Below are 19,604 nucleotides of genomic sequence, written 5' to 3'. Positions count from 1 at the left end.
GAAAACTGAATGGACAGTGCGGCATCCGAAAAATCCATTATAGCGCTTGACGGCTGGTTGCAGACGCCGGCCGGCCTGTACGTGCGTGCCTGGGAGCAGCAATGCCTCGACAGCCTGACCGTCGATATCTTCGGCTTTAACGCCGTGCAGATCGGCTTGCCGCAGCTCGATGCGCTGGCCGCCAGCCGCATGCCGAACAAATGGCTGCTCGATGCGCGCCTGCCTTCGCAATCGCCGCAGGGCAGCCGGCTGACCCTCGTGTCGGCCTTCGACGAGCTGCCGTTCGACTCGCAAAGCCTGGACCTGGTGGTCTTGCCGCACGTGCTCGAATTTGCCGCCGAGCCGCACCAGGTCTTGCGCGAAGTCGAGCGCGTGCTGATCCCGGAAGGGCGCGTGATCGTCTGCGGCTTCAATCCGGCCAGCCTGTGGGGCATGCGCCAGGGTCTGGGGCGGATCACGGGACGCCACTACTTGCCGCGGGCTGGCGAACTGATCTCTATGCCGCGCATGAAAGACTGGTTAAAATTGCTGAACATGGGCGTCAGCCAAAGCCACTTCGGCTGCTACGCACCTGCCTGCAGGACAGAAAAATGGCTGCGCCGCAACGCCTTCATGGACAAGGCCGGTGCGCGCTGGTGGCCATATCTGGGCGCAGTGTATATAGTGCAGGCGATCAAGCGCGTCAAAGGGATGCGTTTGATCGGTCCGGCGTGGACCAAAAAACCGGCGACGGCGCCCGCAGGCGCACCGGTCACGAATAAAAGGCGGGAACAGCAAGATGGATAAGGTAGAGATTTACGCCGATGGCGCATGCAAGGGCAATCCCGGCACGGGCGGCTGGGGCGCGCTGATGGTGGCCGATGGCGCCAAGAAAGAAATTTACGGCGGGGAACTGAATACGACGAATAACCGCATGGAATTGAAAGCCGTGATCGAAGCCTTGACGGCGCTCAAACGTCCGTGTCAGGTAGTGCTGTATACCGATAGCCAGTACGTGCAGAAGGGCATCAGCGAATGGATCCACGGCTGGAAGGCGCGCGGCTGGAAAACGGCGGCCAAGGCGCCCGTGAAGAACGTCGACCTGTGGCAGGCGCTGGACGCGGCCCAGGCCGTGCATGAAGTGGAATGGCGCTGGGTGCGTGGCCACAATGGCCATCCGGGCAACGAGCGGGCCGATCAGTTGGCCAACCTGGGCGTGGAAACCGTGCGCGCGTAAGCACAGCCAACGTCGCTAGTTGTAATCGCAGGGCACAGGTTTGCTATACTGTGCCCTTCGCTTTTTGCTTTTACGAATGAATCCGCCATGCGTCAAATTGTTCTCGATACTGAAACCACCGGCCTGAACCCGCGCACGGGCGACCGCATCCTGGAGATCGGGGGTCGGTCGAGCTGAACAACCGCATGTTGACGGGAAATAATTTCCACCACTACATCAATCCCGAGCGCGATTCGGAAGAGGGCGCGTTAGCCGTCCATGGATTGACGACGGAATTCCTCAGCGACAAGCCGAAATTCGCGGAAATCGCCGACGAATTCCGCGCCTACATCGCCGGCGCCGAACTGATCATCCACAACGCCCCGTTCGATATCGGCTTCCTCAACGCGGAATTCAAGCGCCTGAACCTGCCGCCGGTCCACGAACAAGTGGCCGGCGTGATCGATACCCTGGTGCAAGCAAAGGAAATGCATCCCGGCAAACGCAATTCGCTTGACGCCCTGTGCGACCGCTACGGCGTCTCGAACGCCCATCGCAAGCTGCACGGCGCATTGCTCGACTCCGAATTGCTGGCCGACGTCTACCTGGCCATGACGCGCGGGCAAAACAGCCTCAGCATGGAAGAGGAAGTGGAAGTGGCCGCCGACGGCGCCGCCCTGGAAATCGTGCCTCTGGCCGAAGTCATCTTCCAGAGCGCCACGGCCGACGAGCTGGCCGCCCACGAAGCCACCATCGCCGGCCTCGACAAGGCCGCCAAAGGCCAGTGCATCTGGACTGCCGTCACGGCTCCCCCGGCGGCCGCCTGAGAAAAAAGCGGCGCATGGTAAATTTCCTGCCGCCAGCCCTTGCAGATGCCGCAACACCTATGCGATAATTCGCCTCGCTTCGGGAGGTTAGCTCAGGGGTAGAGCACTGCATTCACACTGCAGGGGTCGCAAGTTCGAAACTTGCACTTCCCACCAAGAATTCGCAATACAATCAAGTACTTATATTAAAGCCGACACATTATGTGGTCGGCTTTTTTATTGCACGCAGATAGCGCTAACGGACGGTTGGCAATGCCAAGCGCGCCGCCAGCCGCTAATGCGACAGCACCGAATCGCGCGACCTGTGCCCGAGGTAGGGCAGCAAGCTGATGAATCCAAGCACTGCCAGCGCGACGCCGACCCACAGCGGGGAGCGCAGGCCATAGCCGGCGGCAATGCCGAGGCCGCCGAGCCATGAGCCGGCGCCCAGGCCGATGTTGATGACGGAGGTATGTACGGTGTTGACCAGCGGCCCGGGGTGGGCGGTTTTCATCACGCGGGCGATGATGGCGGGATTCATCGACATGCCCACCAGGCCGGTGATGACCAGCAAGACGACGCTGATGGTCTTGTCGTGCGCAAAGATGGCGAATAGTGCCAGGCTGATGCTCAGGATAACCATGCCCCAGGCCATGATGGGGGTGGTGTAGCGGTCCGCATAACGGCCGACGACGCCATTGCCCACCACGTTGGCGACGCCGTAGACGCCCAGCAGCCAGGGTATCGAGGACGCTGGAAAGCCCGTCACCTCGGTCAGGATGGCCGCGAAGTAGCTGAACGCCGCGAAAATCGCACCGATGATGAGGCCGCTGCTGGCATACGCTGCCCACAGGTGGCGGTTGCGGAACTCCCCCAGTTCCTTGCCGAGGCTGACGACTTCGGACGGCTTGGCGCGCGGCACCAGCACGGTGATGAGCAGCAGGCACACAAGAGCGCCAGCAGCACCACCAGCCAGAAGCTGGCGCGCCATCCCAGGTGCTGGTCGATGAGCGTAGCGACCGGCACGCCCACCACGGAAGCGAGCATGAGGCCGCCGATCACGACGGCGGCGGCGCGTCCGCGCGCGTCGGGAGCGACGATGTCTGCGCAGATCGCCAGGGACAGGCCAAAGCAGGTGGCGGCCGCCACGCCCGTGACCACCCGCGCGATGGCCAGGATGTCATAGCTGGTGGCTGACGCGGCGACGGATTGGGCGACGATATAAAAGCCCAGCAGCCACAGCAGTCCCTGCTTGTTCGGCACGCGCAGCTTGAGCAGGGCGATGGTGCTCAGCGGGCCGCCGATGACCATGCCCATGGCGTAGAGCGAGATCAGGTAGCCGATCCGCGTGACAGGCTCGTCCATGGCCAGGGCCAGCGACGGCATCATGCCCGCCACCATGAATTCGGAGGTGGTTAACGAAAAGATCGTCAACCCCAGAATGTAAACAACCAGCGGCATAGCAATATCCTTCAAGAGTAATGACTAAGACACGGGCCAGGTCTGGCGCGCGTCTTGGCCTGGTCAGGTGTTGCAAGACGTAAAGACACTGTCCGGAATGTCGCCGACAAACAGGTTGGGGAAGTCGCGTACCGACAGGTGTTGCGCGTCGTTGCCGGTGATCATGCGCAGCAGGCGGTTGCCGCCGGCCTCCAGGTAAAAGACCGAGGGCGGCTTGCCCGCCCGCTCGACTACCCAGGCGTCCGCCTCCCGGCCCAGCACGCAGTGGCGGCCGTCGTGACGCGCGCCGCCGTCCAGCAGCACCGCTTGCGGCAGGAACAGGGCATGGAACGGCGTCACCTCGTCGGCCAGCGCCGTGCCCTGCAGCTGTTCGCCAGTGGCCTGCGCCAGCCTCGCGTAGGCCACTTTCTGCTTGCGGCTTTGTTCGAGCCTGGCATCGCCGATTTCCGACATCCACAGCAGGTGTCCATGCTCCTTTTCCGGCCAGGGATTGAACAGGCCATCGATGCGGCAGATGTTGCGGGCATAATCGAACCAGCAATAGCCGGACGTGACCTGGTCGTCCTCCTGCATCGGTGTCCAGTAGGAAATATAGGCGCTGCTCCATTGCAGCGGCAGCAGCGGCGGGGCGAGGTGTGTCGGCATGGTATCTCCCTTAGCGGCCCAGCGCGTAGCCGAGGCTTGCCATCAGCGCTTCCTGCAGCGACGGCAAGTCCTTGCGGCGCGCGTCGAAGCTGGCGGTCAGCTCTTCATTACTCAGTCCGATACGCTCGCCCACGCTTTCAAACCACAGGCGGCTGCTGTTGGCGTGGTCCTTGAACAATTGCATCAGGGGCATGGCGCGGGCATTGAAGCTGTCCAGGGCGGCCGCCGCGCCGGCTTCGGTATTGAGGACCTTGACCAGCAGCAGGGCAGCCACCACCGCCATGGTGGTGCCATGGCCGATGGAAAAATGCCCCGATTGCAGCGCATCGCCGAGCAGCACGAACTTGCCGTCGCAGGCCCGGTCGTGGCTGAGGGTCATGAAGTTGCGCCAGCCCTGGCCCGGTTGGCTCTGCAGCGCGTGCTCACCGAGTTCGGCCTTGAATGTGTTGGCGATAGCAGCGGCGGCATCGCGTTCGGACAGCGCTTCCAGCCCCGCCTTGGCGTACGTTTCTTCGCTGCATTCGACGATAAAGGTGCTCATCGTGTCCGAGTACTTATAGGCGTGGCCGATGAAAATGCCGTGCTCATTGCTGCGGAACACCAGATTCATCTGGTCGAACAGCTGGGTGGTGCCGTACCAGATGTATTTGTTGCGGCCGAAATCGATGTGCGGCGCCAGCGCGGGCGGCAAGTCCAGCGATTTGTAATTGACGCCATTCGACACCACCACCAGGTCGTACTCGGATTCCAGCTGCGCCTTGTCGGCCGGCGGCGTTTCATAGCGGATGGCGATACCGGCCGCCACGCACTTGGCGCGCAGGGCCTGCACCAGGGCCTGGCGTCCGACGCCGCACAGGGTAACGCCGGTGCTCATCAGGTTGGGCTGGTCGTGATGCACGAGCTTGAATTCTTCCAGGAACTGCGGATTGAGCCGTTCCGGCTGCTCCAGGTAAGAGAGCGGATTGGCGGGATGGCGTGGCGGCCGTCCCGGCAGCACCACGCCCCAGCCCAGCACTTCTTCCGGGGTGTTTTTTTCCGTAATGCGGATATCCCAGCCGGGCTGGGCCTGTTTCATCTGACTGGCGAAGAGCAGGCCTGCGGGGCCGGCGCCGATAACGAGAATGTTCATTAATTTACCCTTCCAAGTTTGTACCAAACGTTTTGTTTCTTCTGGATTTGCTGCAATTCATCGTAAGGAACCGATGTGAAGTACAGTTTCTCTGCCATGTCCGGCGGATAAACACGGGGGAATTTCTTGTGCATGTAGCGCGTGTAGCGCGTCTGCAGGAAGAAAATCAGATTCGGATTGCTCAGCGCTTCATAGTTGGCGATCGCCATGTCCTGCATGGCGTCCGCCTGCACCTTGCGCTGCTGCGTGAATTCGGACAGGGCGGGGCCCAGGGCATTGCCGTGCTTTTCCAGCAGGGAAACGAAGACGTGGACGTCTTCCAGCGCCATGTTCATGCCTTGTCCGAGGAAGGGGGCGGTGGCATGCGCCGCATCGCCGATCAGCAGGATATTGGCCTTGTAGTGGAAGGTGCTGGAACGGACATTGATGAGGTCGTTGCTGGGCAGCGCCATGAACTGGTCCAGCATCTCCTGGCGGCGGTCCGGCGGCAGGGTGCCGAAGTAGCGGCTGAAGAAGTCGGCCATGGCTTCGCGGTTCAGCGTGCCCAGGCTGGGCGTGCCGGTGTAGGGCAGGCACAGGGCGAAGCTGATGCTGCCGTCCGGAATGGTGGCCGCGCGGCCGGCAAACAGGCCCTTGGAATCCATGCCGAAGAAGTACAGCAAGTCCTTCCGGAAACCCAGGTCCGCCGCGTTCGGCAACACCAGCGTCTTGTAGCCGTGGCGGAAGTAACTTTGTTTGAACTCGAAACGGCGCATGCCGCTTTGCATGGCGCGCCGCACGGCCGAGTGGGCGCCGTCGGCGCCAATGACCAGGTCGCCATACAACTGCTGCACGGTGCCGTCCTGGCCCTGGATCAGCACAATCTTTCTTTCCAGGTCGACATCCAGGCATTTATGCTCAAAGTAATACTTCACCGCGTGCTTGACGGCATGCCGGTTCAGCAGGCGCTGGAAGGCCGTGCGGTCCAGCGAGAGGGGAAACAGGCCTTCGAGCGGGGTCAGCTCGCGTATCCGGTGCCGGCCGCCCACGCTGAACGCCATGCCGACGATGGGTTCGCCGCACTGGTCGAGTTCCTGTTTGCTGATGCCCGCTCCCAGGACGGCCTTGATGCCGCGCACCGTCATGCTCACGCCAATGGCGCGCGAGTTGACCGGATCGGTGTTTGCGGCATTTTTCAGCAACGGATCGCCGCGCTTTTCGATGACGTGGACATCGTGTCCCCGTTGCGCCAGATAAATGGCGCTGAGGCTACCTGCCAGGCCTCCGCCGACGATAATGATTTTATGCATTTCAGGCCTCTCTTGACATCTTTCCCCGAGATAAATCGGTAAGTTGCTGATTAAAAAACTCCAACATTTCGATCGGTGCCATGCCGATGACGTCGCTCTCAAGGCCGCGTGCGTACTGCGCCAGCGCCAGGCATTTCTGCGCCAGCATGTCGCAGCCCTGGCTGTAGTCGCTGCTGACCCGGCTGCTGACGGACTCGGGCACGGGCGGTCCCGCATGGCGGCCGGGCACGCCCGATGGCATGTTCATCAGGGCGGCCGACAGGGGGCGCAGCAGGCCGGTCATGATGTCGATGGACGCATTCATCAGGCGCGAGCGGCGCAGGCTGCCCAGCGGCTGCTGCGCGAAATGGTGCGCCATCAGCAGGAAGGTCAGTTCGTAGCAGCCCTGATACAGCCGCATCAGCGCGCGCGCCTGCTGGTCGGTCACCACCGTGCAGTCCGCGCGCGCTTCGAGCACGGGATTCTTCAGCGCCGGCACGGCCGGCTCGAACGGCTTGCCGCAGGCGGAAAACCTGCCGGCGACGGCACGCAGGCGCTGGAAGTGCGAAGAGGCGAAATGCGGCGAATCGACAGCCACGCCTTCGCCCTGTTCCGTGACGAAGTCGATGGCGAACAGCGCGCTGTCGCGGTCGGACACTTCCAGCTGGTAGCCGGGATAGGCGCGGTTGGTCAGTTCTTTGAGGAACAGGTGGTGCTCGCCGCCGCGCTTGCCGCCGCTGCTCTCGAACAGGCCGGGCAGGTCGGCCAGGGCCTGGCGGATCGCGGTATAGAAGGTAGCAATCGATTTGCCCGGCGTGGGAATATAGTCGGGCCATTCGAAACGCACGAAGCGGGCCAGCACGTGTTCGGAAAATGGCTCAAATGCAAATTCCGTGTCCAGACCGAAACGCTGGCGCGCCTGCTGGCCCAGCAGCGGGGTGCCGCCATAATACGGTTCGCCCAGCGCCATCAGCACATTGTTGACTAATAAGTAGTGAATCATTTCTTCATGGGCGATTTCCAGCAACATGCCGCGCGTACCGCTGTTGCGGCGCCGGTCTTCGCCGCCGCAGGCCAGTTCCAGCTCGGCCGGCAGCCAGCGGCCGGCCCGCACCAGCGCCGCCCCCTGCGCGTAATTGGGAATCGAATACGCGGCATACAGGTATTGCAGCATCAGCGACAATTCCAGGTCGATGGCCTTCTTCAGTTCATCGATCAGCTCCGCCTTGCCGCCGATGACGGGCGTCGGCGCCGGTTGCGGCAGCGCGGCCCTGGCCTTTGCCTCGACCTGCGTCAGGTATTTCAGGAACAGGCGCGATTTTGGCAGCGACAGTTCGCGGGTGCTGGGCATGTAGTAGCTCTTGTCGCGGTTCTGCGGATCGCACATCTGCCACATCAGGCGCGAATACGTTTCGCACTTGCACTGGTCCGCCAGGCTGAAGACCTTGTCCGACATGAAGGGATATACGAGCTCGTAGTAGCTCATCACATGCCGGTAGAGGAAGGCGTAATCGACCTGTTCGGCCGGCACGTCGTCGAGGTCCCAGTCGTCGGGCAGCACGCGCACGCCGAGGTATTGTTTGTCGTTGCCAGTGCCCAGCACGATCCTGGTCGCGCCCGGCTGGCGCCCCGTCAGGGTCAGCGCCGTGTAGCCGTGCCCGAGCGGCGAGGGCTGGCGCTGCACATCCAGCAGCGCGCCGTCTTCGGCCTGCGCCGGCAGGTCTGCGGGTGCCGCCAGTTCGCCGCGGAAGCGGCTTTGTACGGTGATGCTCAGCGGAAAATGCTCGTGCTTGTTTCGGTTCGGCGCTTCCAGGTACAGCTGGTTGCTGTCCGATTGCAGCACCCAGTCGGCCTCGTCCCACTGCGCCTGCGCGCTGCCCAGGCTGAGCGAACCCGAGGCGGGGGCCTGTTGCAGCGGTACGTCGAAGACGCCGTGGTGGCGCCAGTGGTCGCGGTACAGCTGCTCGGGAATGCGGGCCAGCACGGTGCCGTCACCGTCCTGCAGCAGCAGGTCGCCCAGCGCCTGCTTGCTGCCCAGGGCATGCGTGGGATGCTGTTCGGAAACAGCATCCGTGCCGCGCGTGGTAAACGGAATGGCGGTCGGCATGTTGAACGCGACGCGGTCCGCGTGCACTTTTACCAGCACGGGCCCGAGGCTGGCCTGGCGCGGCTGCAGCAGGCGGCCGGCCGGATAGGTGGCCAGCTCGTCGCGCCGCCACAGGCCGATGCTGCCGGCCAGGTCGTAGAACACGGGCGAGTCGGGCTTCTGCGGCGTCGACATGTTGAACAGGCAATACTGCACCGTCAGGCCCAGCACCTCGTCGTCGGCCAGTGCTTGCTGCAAGGCATGCATGCTGGCCGGCAGCGCGAGGTCCGCGTTGAACAGGAAATGCGGGTCTTGCTTGGACACGGAAAACTGAAACAGCCTGGAGCGGCCGAATTCATCATCCAGGAAATGCCCGCTGCGTTCCGTGATATGGCCGCTGCCGAGCCAGCGCACCGAATGCGCCTGCGCGATGTCGGCGGTGAACAAGGTGGGCGTGTTTGGCGTGGCCAGTTTGTCGCTCAAGGTGAACTGGCCGGCGTAGATCAGCGTGGTGTCCGGCTGGGCCGGGTTGTTGTCGATCCACCTGGCGCGGTTGAACGTCGTACGCAGATACTCGTTGTAGTGGCCCCACAGCGCCAGCTTGGCGCCCACCAGCGCGTCTTGCGTATCGACCTCGCCATCGCGCAGCTGGACGCCCGTGATCCTCGCGTTCTCCCACGAGAAATGATTGTTGCCGCAAAAGTTATAACCCGCCGCCTGGCTGAAGATACCGTCCGGATCGGGCTTGCCCTCCGCATTGAAACGGGGGGCAAGCTGTTTCAGGTGCGCATGGAATTCGGCGGGCGGCCGGCTCAGGTCGACAGCTTCGCCCGCCATCGATACCGCATTCGTGGCGATATCGATGTTGCCATGCGTATTGCGATTCCCGGTCGGCACATTGGCGCGGGCAAAACCCCGAAAATGCAGGCGGGGGAAGTCAAGTAGGCTCATGCGCGCTCGGTCGAGGAAGTGATGAAGGTATCGTTGGCGGCGGCGTCCTCCCGTTGCTCCTCCCGTTGCTCCAGCCGTTGCAGCAACAGGCCGCAGGCTTGCTTGGCGCTGATCAGGCTGCCTTCCATCCAGCCGCAATGCGCGGTATACGCATCCGAGCAGGAAATGATGCCGTCGCGGTGCAGCAGGACGGCCGGGTGCTCGGCTTCCGGCTCCACGCAAAACTCGACGCCATGCGGCCAGAACTTGTGGAAGTGCGCCTTGATCTGCGGCAGCGGCTGGCCATCGAGCGGCAGAACTTCTTCCAGGTGGCTGCGGACACGTTCCAGGTACGTCTTCACCGAGTTCCAGGCTGTCCCGCCAGTAGGTGGCGCTTTTGCTGTCGGTATAGAACAGCACATACTTGTCGCTCTTGAAGTAGACCTTGCGCAGGGGATTGGCCGCCATCAGCACCTTGTCGGTCAGCCCCAGCGCATCCCACCAGGCCGTGTCGAAGGTGAAAAAACCCTTGAACAGGGGCAGCGAATCGTACTGGAACGGACTCCAGGCGTGCGGGAAGTCCAGGTTCAGGCGCGGCATGGCGGACGGCGGGATGGCCATCACCAGATGGCGTGTGCGGTGCATCTGCGTGTCGCCGTGGTGGCTGAAGGCGAGCACATGGTCGGCGCCGGATTTTTCTACGGACAGCAAACGGTGTTCGAGCCGGAATTCCACCCCGGCGGCCTGGGCCTGGTGCTGCAACTGGCACAGCAGCGCGTGGTAGCCGTCGGTGGCATAGCGCCACTGGTTGCCGGCGTTTTCCGTAAAGTGCTGCGTTTCCGGGTGCTTCCCTGATGATGTCGTAGGCCATGGCCGCCGACACCATCGGCAGCAGCAAGGCGTCATAGCCGGTCGCCTTGATGATGTGGGTGGCCTTGGCGGCGCCCAGGTAGTGGCTGACGAACTCGAGGAAGGAGTCGTTCGGATGCTCCTTGAGCATCGGGCTCAGGCTATCCAGCGTTGCCTTCAGCTCTTCCAGCACGCTATCGTGGGAGATGACCTCGGTGAACGGGTAGACCGCATGCGGCAAGCCGCTGCCCTGCATGAGTTGCTGGAAATGCGGATGCAGCTGGGGCGAGTAGCGGGCGGCGCCGAGTTCGGCGATTTCCTCGCCGTCTATTTTCCGCGACTGGATGCGGCCGCCCACCGAGGCGTTCACATCGAATACCCGGATGCGCAGCTTCCTTTTGGCGGCGGCGTCGATCAGGCGGTTGGCGCAAGTTAAGCCGCCTATGCCGGCGCCGACGATGCAAATGTCAGAATACGTGCTCATACGAAGTTCCTTTTTAACGTTCATTAATCAAAAAGCTGCAAAATCGCTAGCAAAAGTTTCCCCGGCACGTGCAGGCGAGGGAGGGGGAACGCTGGGTGTTACCGCACTTGGCGAGCGTTTTCGGCTGGGGAATGAAGAGCCTGGCGAGAACTGGCGTTGTGTCTGGAATGGTCGATTCTTGGCAGCAGAGTTTCTGTTTCAAATCAAAGATGGCACCGACAGTAGCCCAGGCCGCGGGCAGTCAATTTGATAAATATCAATGTAGTTGTCGTCCGCCAGGCGGGTGCTGATAAAGCGGCAATGTTGCTGCGCTGTTCGCAAGCGGGCGGCCGTGACGTCGCTTCCACTTGAATATTGTCAATATTGAATGTTTCGCCAGGGCCGCATACATGCCGTGCCGCCGCCCTGCACCCATTTCTAGGCGGAAAATGGCCGTTCTGGCCCGGTAGTTCCGGATATTTGCTGTCTTATATAAGATTCGTCGCCATCGGATACACAAACAGCGGCAGGACAGTCTAAAATACGTGGTGGGCAAGCACGGCGTCACCGCCGGCACACTAGCCGTCCAAAGCAAGGCTAACCGTCCTGTGTTTGGAATGAAGAAAGTTAACCACCAGGCATCACCGCATACAAGGGAATGAACATGGCAACACAAAAATCCAAAATCATCTACACGCTGACTGACGAGGCGCCGCTGCTCGCGACGTATTCCCTGCTGCCGATTATCAAAAAATTCACCGCGCCGGCCGGCGTGGACGTCGTCTCCAGCGATATTTCGGTGGCGGCACGTGTACTGGCTGAATTTCCCGAATTCCTGACGGACGCGCAAAAAGTCCCGAACACCCTGGCTGAACTGGGCAAATTGACCCAGAATCCAGACACCAACATCATCAAACTGCCGAACATCAGCGCCTCGCAAGGCCAGTTGATCGCTTGCGTGCGCGAATTGCAAGGCCGCGGCTACAAGCTGCCCGACTATCCGGAAGATGCGAAGACGGACGAAGACAAGGCCCTGAAAGCCCGCTACGGCAAGTGCATCGGCAGCTCGGTCAATCCGGTTCTGCGCGAAGGCAACTCCGACCGCCGCGCACCAAAGGCCGTCAAAGAGTATGCGCGCAAGCACCCGCATTCGATGGGCGAGTGGAGCCAGTCGTCGCAAACGCACGTCTCGCACATGCATCATGGCGACTTCTACCATGGCGAAAAGTCGCTGACGCTGGAAAAGGCGCGCGATGTCAAGATGGAACTGGTCACGGCCTCGGGCAAGACCATCGTGCTGAAACCGAAGGTTTCCCTGCAAGCGGGCGAAATCATCGACAGCATGTTCATGAGCAAGAAAGCGCTGCTGGAGTTCTACGAGAAGGAAATCGACGACGCCTTCAAGACGGGCGTGATGTTCTCGCTGCACGTCAAGGCCACCATGATGAAAGTGTCGCACCCGATCGTCTTCGGTCACTGCGTGCGCATTTTCTACAAGGACGCGTTCGCCAAGCACGCGGCGCTGTTCGACAAGCTGGGCGTGAATGTCAACAATGGCATGAGCAACCTGTACGACAAGATCGAGACACTGCCTGCGTCGCAAAAAGATGAAGTATTGAAAGATTTGCATGCTTGCCACGCGAATCGCCCGGAACTGGCCATGGTCGATTCGGCCAAGGGCATCACCAACTTCCATTCGCCGAACGACATCATCGTCGACGCGTCGATGCCCGCCATGATCCGTATCGGCGGCAAGATGTGGGGCGCCGATGGCCGTCCGAAGGACGTCAAGGCAGTCATGCCGGAATCGACGTTCGCACGCATCTACCAGGAAATGATCGGTTTCTGCAAATGGCATGGCAACTTCGATCCGAAGACCATGGGCACCGTGCCGAACGTGGGCCTGATGGCGCAGCAAGCGGAAGAATACGGTTCGCACGACAAGACGTTTGAAGTGCCTGAAGGCGGCATCGCCAACATCACCGACCTGGAAACGGGCGAAGTACTGCTGACGCAAACGGTGGAAGAGGGCGATATCTGGCGCATGTGCCAGGTCAAGGACGCGCCGATCCGCGACTGGGTCAAGCTGGCCGTCACGCGCGCGCGCAACTCGGGCATGCCTGCCGTGTTCTGGCTCGATTCCTATCGTCCGCACGAGAACGAAGTCATCAAGAAGGTCCAGGTGTATCTGAAGGATCACGACACCAGCGGCCTGGACATTCAGATCATGTCGCAGACGCGCGCCATGCGTTACACGCTGGAACGCGCCTTCCGCGGCCTGGACACCATCTCCGTGACCGGCAACATCCTGCGCGACTACCTGACCGATTTGTTCCCGATCCTGGAACTGGGCACGTCCGCCAAGATGCTGTCGATCGTGCCGTTGATGGCCGGTGGCGGCATGTACGAAACGGGCGCCGGCGGTTCGGCACCGAAACACGTCAAGCAACTGGTGGAAGAAAACCATCTGCGCTGGGATTCGCTGGGCGAGTTCCTGGCCCTGGCCGTGTCGCTGGAAGACATGGGCATCAAGACGGGCAATGCGAAGGCTAAAATCCTCGCGAAAACCCTGGACGAAGCCACCGGCAAGCTGCTGGACAACAACAAGTCGCCATCGCCACGCACCGGCGAGCTGGACAACCGCGGCAGCCATTTCTACCTGGCCATGTACTGGGCGCAAGCCCTGGCAGCGCAAAAGGACGACGCGGAACTGGCGGCGCACTTCGCTCCAGTGGCAAAAGCCCTGGCCGACAACGAAGAAAAGATCGTTGCCGAGCTGAAAGCAGTGCAAGGCAAGGAAACGGATATCGGCGGTTACTACCTGCCCGATCCGGCGAAGACGGAAGCCGTCATGCGTCCTAGCGCCAGCCTGAATGCCGTGCTCGACAGCATCTGATGCAGTCATGAAGGCAGTCGGTTCCTGACTGCTGCCTGATAAAAAAACGCCGCCGGAAGCGATTCCGGCGGCGTTTTTCATTTCCCCTCAGGGTTATTGGTAGTGCTTGTAGACTTCGGTACTGCCATTGTTCTTGACCAGCAAGACGTCGTACGGGTCTTTGCGCGGTCCTTCCATACCTGGCGAGCCCATCGGCATTGCCGGCACGGCCAGGCCTTTCGCCTTGGGTTTTTCGCGCAGTAACTGCTTGATGTCGCTGGCCGGCACGTGGCCTTCGATGGCGTAGCCGTTGACGAGGCCCGTATGGCAGGAACCGAGCGCGTCGGGAATGCCGGACAGCTTGCGGTATTGCGCCGGCATCTCGACATTTTTCGCGCGTACCGTAAAACCGTTCGCTTCCAGGTGCTTGATCCAGTCGGAACAGCAGCCGCACGAAGCGCTCTTGTAGACTTCAATGACGGGCAAGGCCGCCATGGCGAACGTGGGCAGGCCCAGCATGGCGGCGAAGGTGCCGCGCAGTATGTAGTGTTTGATCATGTGTTGCTTTCAGACGAATAGAGTCAATCGTGGCCACACGGGTGGCCTGCTTGGGACGAGCTTGGAATTTATGCGGAAAGCGGCCGCGGGGGCCGGCGCGGGCCGTCGGGAATGAATCCTGTCAGCAAGGCGGTAGCGGCGATGGCGGCATGTTCCGCGCCATTCAGGGCGGCGGCGGGAGGGGCGAGGCAAGGCGGCATCAGCGCGCCCAGGCAAAAGCTGGCGCAGGCGCCGCAGGCGGCGTGCTTGGCAGGGGGGGTGTTTTCTTTTGACGCGCTGGCGTCGTGCGGAACGGCGGATGACTGCGCAGCGTGATGCGGGCAAGTTGTTGCCATCGCGGCGGCAGGCGATGCATGCACCGGGGCGAGCGGTGCGCACAGCCGCATGGAACCCGCAACGGCCGCTTGCAGCGGCACCGCCGTGATCAACAGCAGGATCAGCCATGTTTTGAAGAATCTGAGCATCGCCTGAAAGTATAGCATAGGGGCAATTTCTTCCAGGAGCAGGCGTCCGCTAGCGCGAGGCGGCGGCCAGCACTTTCGAGGCGTACATGGCCCTGTCCGCATGGCGCAGCAGCAGCTGCATGCTGTCGCGCCGTCTTCCGGATAGTGGGCGACGCCGATGCTGACGGCGATATGCAACTGGTGCCCGTTGCCCAGGTGCAGCGGTACGGCCAGCGCCGCGTGGATTTTTTGCTCGATCAGGCTGACGTCCGCCGGCGTGGCATTGCTTTCCAGAAGCACAACGAATTCATCGCCGCCCATCCTGGCCAGGGTATCTGTTTCTCGCATGCAATCGCGCAGGCGGCTCGCCACAGTTTGCAGCAGCAGGTCGCCACAGGCATGGCCGTGGTCGTCGTTGACGCGCTTGAAGTTGTCGAGGTCAAGGAACAGCAGCGACAGCCGCCCTTCCTGGCGGTGCGCGCGCGCGAAGGCCGTGTGCAGGCGGTCGTGGAACAGGCGGCGGTTCGGCAAGCGGGTCAGCTCGTCATGCATGGCCATGAACTGCATTTGCGTCTGCAATTGCCGGCGTTCGATGGCGGTGGCCAGTTGCTTGGCGACAAATTGCAGCAAATCCTGGTCTTGCTCCGTGCCGATAACGGCGTGTCCGGGGCGCCTTGCAAGGCCAGCACGCCGATGCTGCCGATGGACGAGTACAGCGGCACGGCCAGCCAGCACGAGGACAGGGCGCAGGCTGCCGTTTGCAGCGCCAGCGGCAAACCGGCCAGCTGTCCCGCCTGCAGCAGCAGGGGGCGGCCGCTGCGCAGGACCTCTTCGCACAGCAGGCTGGCCAGCGACGACGTGGACTGGAGGGCGCTGTCGTCGGCATGGCAGGTCATGGGGGGCTGCGCGCCCTGTTCGTCATGCAGCAGCAAGGTCAGGCTGCGTGTCGGCAAGTGTTCGCCGATGATGTGCTGGATGCGGTGCAGCAGGGCGGGCAAGTCCTGCGTCGCCTGCATGGCTTCGGAAATGGCGTACAGCGCCGCCTGCTTTGCCTGCGCCTGTTTCAGCAAGGTGATGTCGCGCGCCACCGCCACGCGCAGCTGGTCGGCCGCGGACCAGCGCGCCGACCACATGATGTGCGCCAGGCTGCCGTCCTTGCGCAGGTAGCGGTTTTCAAAGTGCGTCTGTGCATGGCCGTCCATGATGGCCCGCGCGGCCGCCACAGTGCGCGCGCGGTCGGCGGGGGCGACCATGTCAAGCATGAGCTTGCCGATCATTTCCTGCTGCGTGTAGCCGAAGATGCGTTCGCACGCCGCGCTGACGAAGACAAAGCGGCCATCCACGTCGACCATGCACACGGCGTCGAGCAGTAAGTCGGTAAAGCTGGCCAGCGGCGCGCGCAAAATCTTGTGTTCCATAATGGCATTTTAATAGACATTCCCGGCAGGGATTGAACTTGTTGGGGGTAGGCGAGGCTGCTGGCATGAAAATGTTTCATTTCCCCGACGCTCATGCTTTGCGATTTCTTGCCGTTAAAACAGTATTGCCATGCAATCGCTTGCCAACACCTTCGATACGTGGCGGTGCAGGATTGCGGGCACAGGCAGGATTGCCAGAAAATTAAAATGGGCAATATTTTATCCATGTATCTGTTTTCGTTTTCAAGGCCACATCACCATGACTTCCGTCTCCCCGATCCCGAGCTGGAATCCGACCCCGTCCCGTGTGCAAGGCGCCGCGGCGAGCCGGGCGGACGTGCCAGCCGTGCCGGCGTCCACGCCGTCGACCATCGTTGCCTTTGGTGCGGAGGGCGGGGAGCAGCCCGCCATTTCCTACCTGTTGCCGTCGCCGAAAGTGTGGGAAAGCCCGTCGCACGACGCCGTCAGCGAGCTGATGACGAAGAATTTTGCGCCGTACTATTCGTATGGCGGGCGCTTCGGAGGCCTGGGGGCGGCCATGCTGGACCAGCTCAAGGGCGGCGTGCGCAATATTTCGCAAGCGCTGCTGCAGCCGCCGCCGCGCACGCAACCGGGCCCCTACGCCGAGGCTGCCGGCATTGCGCCGGCCAGCCTGCACGGCAATGGCGAAGACAAGGTCAGCCTCAGCATCACCACCAAAAGCGGCGTCGAGGTCAAGCTGTCTCTCGACAGCCAGGATGACGGCCTGGCCGTGCGCATGACCACCAGCGGCGAACTCAGCGACGCAGAGGTGAAGGCCCTGGGCGACCTGTCCGAAGCGTTCCAGGAAGCCATCGACGGCATGGCGCAGGGCACGCCGAAGGTCAGGCTGGCCGGTTTGATGCAGTTCGACCAGGAAGTGCTGACATCGGTGAACCTGCACGCGGAAGTGCTGGTGCGTGGCGAGCAGAAAAGCACGCAAACCCTGGATTTCCAGGCCGACAGCACGCAACGCAAGGTCAGCTTCGCGGGCGTGGCCGGCTCGCTGGACGTGAAAGTCGACGCCAGCCAGCTGCACGCGCTGGGCAGCAAGGAGCGGCAGGCGAAAGCCCTTGGCAACTATACCAAGCAGATCGACCAGGCAGCCTCGCGCGGCCATGGCGATGCCGGGCTGATGGCCATGTTCAAGGATACGTTGACGGCCTTGCACAGCAATGCGCCCGTGCCGCCAGCCAATGCCGGCCTGCCGGAAGACAGCAAGTGGCGGCTGGCCGCCGAAGACCGGGCCATGCTGACGGGCTTGTCCGACTTCAGCGCGTCCGTGTCGCAAACGGTGAAGTTCAGCAATCCCATGCGTGCATCGGAAAGGGATGGCTTCCATTACGAGCTGTCGCAAAAGACCAGCGTGAGCGGCACCAGCCAGGATGACCGCTCGCTGCGCCAGCAGCAGCAATCGAAGCTGAGCGCCAGTTTCCACCAGTCGCTGGTGCCGGGCTTGCCCCTGCGGCTGACCGACAAGGTGGAGTCGCAAAACTACACGTATCATCAGATCGAGGATACGGCCAGCAGCGATGCGCAAATGGCTTACAAGGATGGCAAACTGGTCAAGGCCAGCCTGCAGCAGGAAGCCAGCCAGTCGACGCACATCATGAAGTATGTGCTGGCCAAGGTGGAATCGGACGTCACCACGCCGACCAGCCATTCGCTGATGCGCGACCTCGTCGCCGATCTGGGGCCGTACAAGACGGGCGAGCTGGGCATGACGCGGAGAAGAAGGCGGAGCAGCGCCAGCAGTTGCTGCAGACGCTGAGTGAAGATGTGCTGCTGCAATCGTATCCGGGCCAGACCATCAGCCTGTGGCAAGCCGACGTGTTGCCGGAAGAGGGCGAGGCCGCCGCCGCTTAGAGAGGGACAGCGCCCAATGCAAAAAGCCCGTCTGCGAAGACGGGCTTTTTGTTTGCTTATTGCTTATTGCTTATTGCTTACTGCTTATTGTTTATTCCGGCGCAAGGCAGCTTATGCCCTGGCCTTGTTTTGCTTGATCCAGTAGCCGACGCCCAGCGCCGCCAGCCACACGGGAATCAGGTAGACGGAGATGCGCAGGCCCGGCGTCAGGTACATGATCACCAGGATGCCGGCCAGGAAGACCAGGCACAGGTAGTTGGTGAACGGATAGCCCAGGCTACGGAACAGTGTCGTCTTGCCCTCGGCCTTCTTTTGCGCGCGGAAGCGCAAATGGATCCAGCTGATCATGGCCCAGTTGATGATTAGCGCCGAGACGACCAGGCCCATGAGCACTTCGAACGCTTCGCCCGGCATGAAGTAATTGACCACCACGCAGGCGCCCGTCGCCAGGGCCGATACGCCCAGGGCGACGAGCGGCACGCCGCGGCGGTTCAGGTGCAGCAGCGCGCGCGGCGCGTTGCCTTGCCTGGCCAGACCGAACAGCATGCGCGTGTTGCAGTACACGCCGCTGTTGTAGACGGACAGGGCCGCCGTCAGCACCACCACGTTCAGGGCCGTGGCCACCAGGTTGCTGTCGAGCGCATGGAAGATCAGGACAAAAGGGCTGCCGCCGGTGACGACGTTTTGCCACGGGTACAGCGACAGCAGGATACCGAGCGCGCCGATGTAAAAGATCAGGATGCGGTAGATGGCCTGGTTGGTGGCGCGCGGTATCGTCGTGCTCGGGTCATCCGCTTCGGCTGCCGTGATGCCCACGAGTTCCAGGCCGCCGAACGAGAACATGATGACGGCCATGGCCATCACCAGCCCCTGCCAGCCATTCGGGAAGAAGCCGCCATGCTGCCACAGGTTGGCAACCGAGGCCTGCGGCCCCGCGTCGCCGGAAGCGAGCAGGTAGGCGCCGAAGACGATCATGCCGATGATGGCGACCACCTTGATGATGGCGAACCAGAATTCCATTTCACCAAACGCTTTGACATTCAGCAAACTGATGGCGTTAATCACGCAAAAGAAGACCAGCGCCGAGACCCAGGTGGGCACGCCCGGCCACCAGTACTGCACGTAGATGCCGACGGCTGTCAGTTCGGCCATGCTGACGAGCACATACAGCACCCAGTAATTCCAGCCCGACAAAAAGCCGGGCAGATGGCCGCAGTATTTGTCGGCAAAGTAGCTGAAGGAGCCGGCGACGGGTTCGTCGACGACCATCTCGCCCAGCTGGCGCATGATCAAAAAGGCGATGACGCCGGCAATGCCATAGCCGAGCAGGACCGAGGGGCCGGCCATCTTGATGGTTTGCGCGATGCCCAGAAACAGGCCGGTGCCGATGGCGCCGCCCAGGGCGATGAGCTGGATGTGGCGGCTTTTCAGGCCGCGCTTGAGCTCTTGTGGTTCGGTATTCCCGACTGCCGTCATATGTTTTATCCTGTTTTTACGGGGCTGAGGTCGCTGATTCTAAAGCATGCACGGGCAAAGCAGGAGCGAAATGCATGTTGCACTGCGGAGGCGCAAGAAAAGCCCCGCATCTTCGCCG

General features: G+C 62.0%; 16 protein-coding genes, 1 tRNA gene and 3 pseudogenes. 8 read left to right on the top strand and 12 right to left on the bottom strand.

Annotated features, from left to right (window positions below):
• Positions 1 to 9: 9 nt before the first annotated feature.
• The 4 genes and pseudogenes from ACQVLG_RS25465 (at position 10) to ACQVLG_RS25450 (ending at position 2,178) form a co-directional block, all read left to right on the top strand.
• Positions 10 to 786 carry a class I SAM-dependent methyltransferase gene (locus ACQVLG_RS25465; protein WP_474291632.1) on the top strand — a complete coding sequence of 259 codons (777 nt, stop codon included), beginning with the start codon at positions 10 to 12 and terminating at the stop codon, positions 784 to 786.
• On the top strand, positions 779 to 1,216 hold the full coding sequence (gene rnhA, locus ACQVLG_RS25460; protein ID WP_077405445.1) for a ribonuclease HI: 438 nt from the start codon (positions 779 to 781) through the stop codon (positions 1,214 to 1,216). Before ACQVLG_RS25465 ends, rnhA begins: the two co-directional genes overlap by 8 nt.
• Before the next feature lie 87 nt (positions 1,217 to 1,303).
• Positions 1,304 to 2,022, top strand: a pseudogene (gene dnaQ, locus ACQVLG_RS25455) (DNA polymerase III subunit epsilon).
• 81 nt (positions 2,023 to 2,103) lie between these two features.
• A tRNA-Val gene (locus tag ACQVLG_RS25450) sits at positions 2,104 to 2,178 on the top strand.
• A 118-nt stretch (positions 2,179 to 2,296) separates the two neighbouring features.
• Here the strand turns inward: ACQVLG_RS25450 and ACQVLG_RS25445 are convergent.
• From ACQVLG_RS25445 to ACQVLG_RS25415, 7 genes and pseudogenes are all read right to left on the bottom strand, one after another.
• The gene (locus ACQVLG_RS25445) at positions 2,297 to 2,992 is read right to left on the bottom strand and encodes an MFS transporter (RefSeq protein WP_474291631.1); all 696 of its coding nucleotides are present in this window, start codon (positions 2,990 to 2,992) and stop codon (positions 2,297 to 2,299) included.
• Positions 2,947 to 3,387 (bottom strand): annotated as a pseudogene (locus tag ACQVLG_RS25440) (MFS transporter); the annotation flags it as partial. The pseudogene ACQVLG_RS25440 and the gene ACQVLG_RS25445, both read right to left, overlap by 46 nt.
• Before the next feature lie 138 nt (positions 3,388 to 3,525).
• A complete protein-coding gene (gene vioE / locus ACQVLG_RS25435; RefSeq protein ID WP_474291630.1) occupies positions 3,526 to 4,107 on the bottom strand; it encodes a violacein biosynthesis enzyme VioE in 582 nt (193 codons plus the stop codon).
• A gap of 10 nt (positions 4,108 to 4,117) precedes the next feature.
• Positions 4,118 to 5,236, bottom strand: coding sequence for a flavin-dependent violacein biosynthesis monooxygenase VioD (gene vioD / locus ACQVLG_RS25430; protein ID WP_230539590.1), 1,119 nt, complete (start codon positions 5,234 to 5,236; stop codon positions 4,118 to 4,120).
• Positions 5,236 to 6,525 (bottom strand): NADP-dependent violacein biosynthesis oxygenase VioC, encoded by a 1,290-nt coding sequence (gene vioC, locus ACQVLG_RS25425; protein WP_230539591.1) that lies wholly within the window; start codon positions 6,523 to 6,525, stop codon positions 5,236 to 5,238. Before vioC ends, vioD begins: the two co-directional genes overlap by 1 nt.
• 1 nt (position 6,526) lies before the next feature.
• Positions 6,527 to 9,541 carry an iminophenyl-pyruvate dimer synthase VioB gene (vioB, locus tag ACQVLG_RS25420; RefSeq protein ID WP_474291629.1) on the bottom strand — a complete coding sequence of 1,005 codons (3,015 nt, stop codon included), beginning with the start codon at positions 9,539 to 9,541 and terminating at the stop codon, positions 6,527 to 6,529.
• On the bottom strand, positions 9,538 to 9,882 hold the full coding sequence (locus ACQVLG_RS25415) for a hypothetical protein (RefSeq protein ID WP_474291628.1): 345 nt from the start codon (positions 9,880 to 9,882) through the stop codon (positions 9,538 to 9,540). The genes vioB and ACQVLG_RS25415 overlap by 4 nt, the downstream gene beginning before the upstream one ends.
• 208 nt (positions 9,883 to 10,090) lie before the next feature.
• Between ACQVLG_RS25415 and ACQVLG_RS25410 the strand changes: the two genes are divergently transcribed.
• Positions 10,091 to 10,375 carry a hypothetical protein gene (locus tag ACQVLG_RS25410; protein ID WP_474295905.1) on the top strand — a complete coding sequence of 95 codons (285 nt, stop codon included), beginning with the start codon at positions 10,091 to 10,093 and terminating at the stop codon, positions 10,373 to 10,375.
• 271 nt (positions 10,376 to 10,646) lie between these two features.
• On the opposite strand, the pseudogene ACQVLG_RS25405 reads toward ACQVLG_RS25410, so the two are convergent.
• Positions 10,647 to 10,853: pseudogene (locus ACQVLG_RS25405) on the bottom strand (NAD(P)-binding protein); the annotation flags it as partial.
• Here ACQVLG_RS25405 and ACQVLG_RS25400 point away from each other — a divergent pair.
• Complete coding sequence (locus ACQVLG_RS25400) at positions 10,813 to 11,103, top strand: hypothetical protein (RefSeq protein WP_474295903.1); 291 nt, start codon at positions 10,813 to 10,815, stop codon at positions 11,101 to 11,103. The pseudogene ACQVLG_RS25405 and the gene ACQVLG_RS25400 sit on opposite strands and share 41 nt — an antisense overlap.
• A gap of 393 nt (positions 11,104 to 11,496) precedes the next feature.
• Positions 11,497 to 13,728 (top strand): NADP-dependent isocitrate dehydrogenase, encoded by a 2,232-nt coding sequence (locus ACQVLG_RS25395; RefSeq protein ID WP_230539594.1) that lies wholly within the window; start codon positions 11,497 to 11,499, stop codon positions 13,726 to 13,728.
• 93 nt (positions 13,729 to 13,821) lie between these two features.
• Here the strand turns inward: ACQVLG_RS25395 and ACQVLG_RS25390 are convergent, their stop codons facing one another.
• The 3 genes from ACQVLG_RS25390 to ACQVLG_RS25380 all read right to left on the bottom strand — a co-directional run bounded on the left by ACQVLG_RS25390 (position 13,822) and on the right by ACQVLG_RS25380 (position 16,126).
• Complete coding sequence (locus ACQVLG_RS25390; RefSeq protein WP_474291627.1) at positions 13,822 to 14,265, bottom strand: DUF411 domain-containing protein; 444 nt, start codon at positions 14,263 to 14,265, stop codon at positions 13,822 to 13,824.
• Positions 14,266 to 14,333: 68 nt separating this feature from the next.
• Entirely contained in the window at positions 14,334 to 15,338 is a 1,005-nt protein-coding gene (locus ACQVLG_RS25385; protein WP_474291626.1) for a diguanylate cyclase domain-containing protein, read from the bottom strand.
• The gene (locus tag ACQVLG_RS25380; protein WP_474291625.1) at positions 15,245 to 16,126 is read right to left on the bottom strand and encodes a PAS domain S-box protein; all 882 of its coding nucleotides are present in this window, start codon (positions 16,124 to 16,126) and stop codon (positions 15,245 to 15,247) included. The genes ACQVLG_RS25385 and ACQVLG_RS25380 overlap by 94 nt, the downstream gene beginning before the upstream one ends.
• Positions 16,127 to 16,385: 259 nt before the next feature.
• Here ACQVLG_RS25380 and ACQVLG_RS25375 point away from each other — a divergent pair, with 259 nt between their 5' ends.
• A complete protein-coding gene (locus ACQVLG_RS25375) occupies positions 16,386 to 17,915 on the top strand; it encodes a hypothetical protein (protein WP_474291624.1) in 1,530 nt (509 codons plus the stop codon).
• A 206-nt stretch (positions 17,916 to 18,121) separates the two neighbouring features.
• On the opposite strand, the gene ACQVLG_RS25370 is transcribed toward ACQVLG_RS25375, so the two are convergent.
• Positions 18,122 to 19,486 carry an amino acid permease gene (locus ACQVLG_RS25370; RefSeq protein ID WP_474291623.1) on the bottom strand — a complete coding sequence of 455 codons (1,365 nt, stop codon included), beginning with the start codon at positions 19,484 to 19,486 and terminating at the stop codon, positions 18,122 to 18,124.
• Between the last annotated feature and the right edge of the window lie 118 nt (positions 19,487 to 19,604).

The sequence above is a fragment of the Janthinobacterium sp. TPC_1 genome (assembly GCF_056037845.1).
Note: the sequence above shows the minus strand (reverse complement) of the source record. Positions and strands in the feature narration are given on the sequence as shown.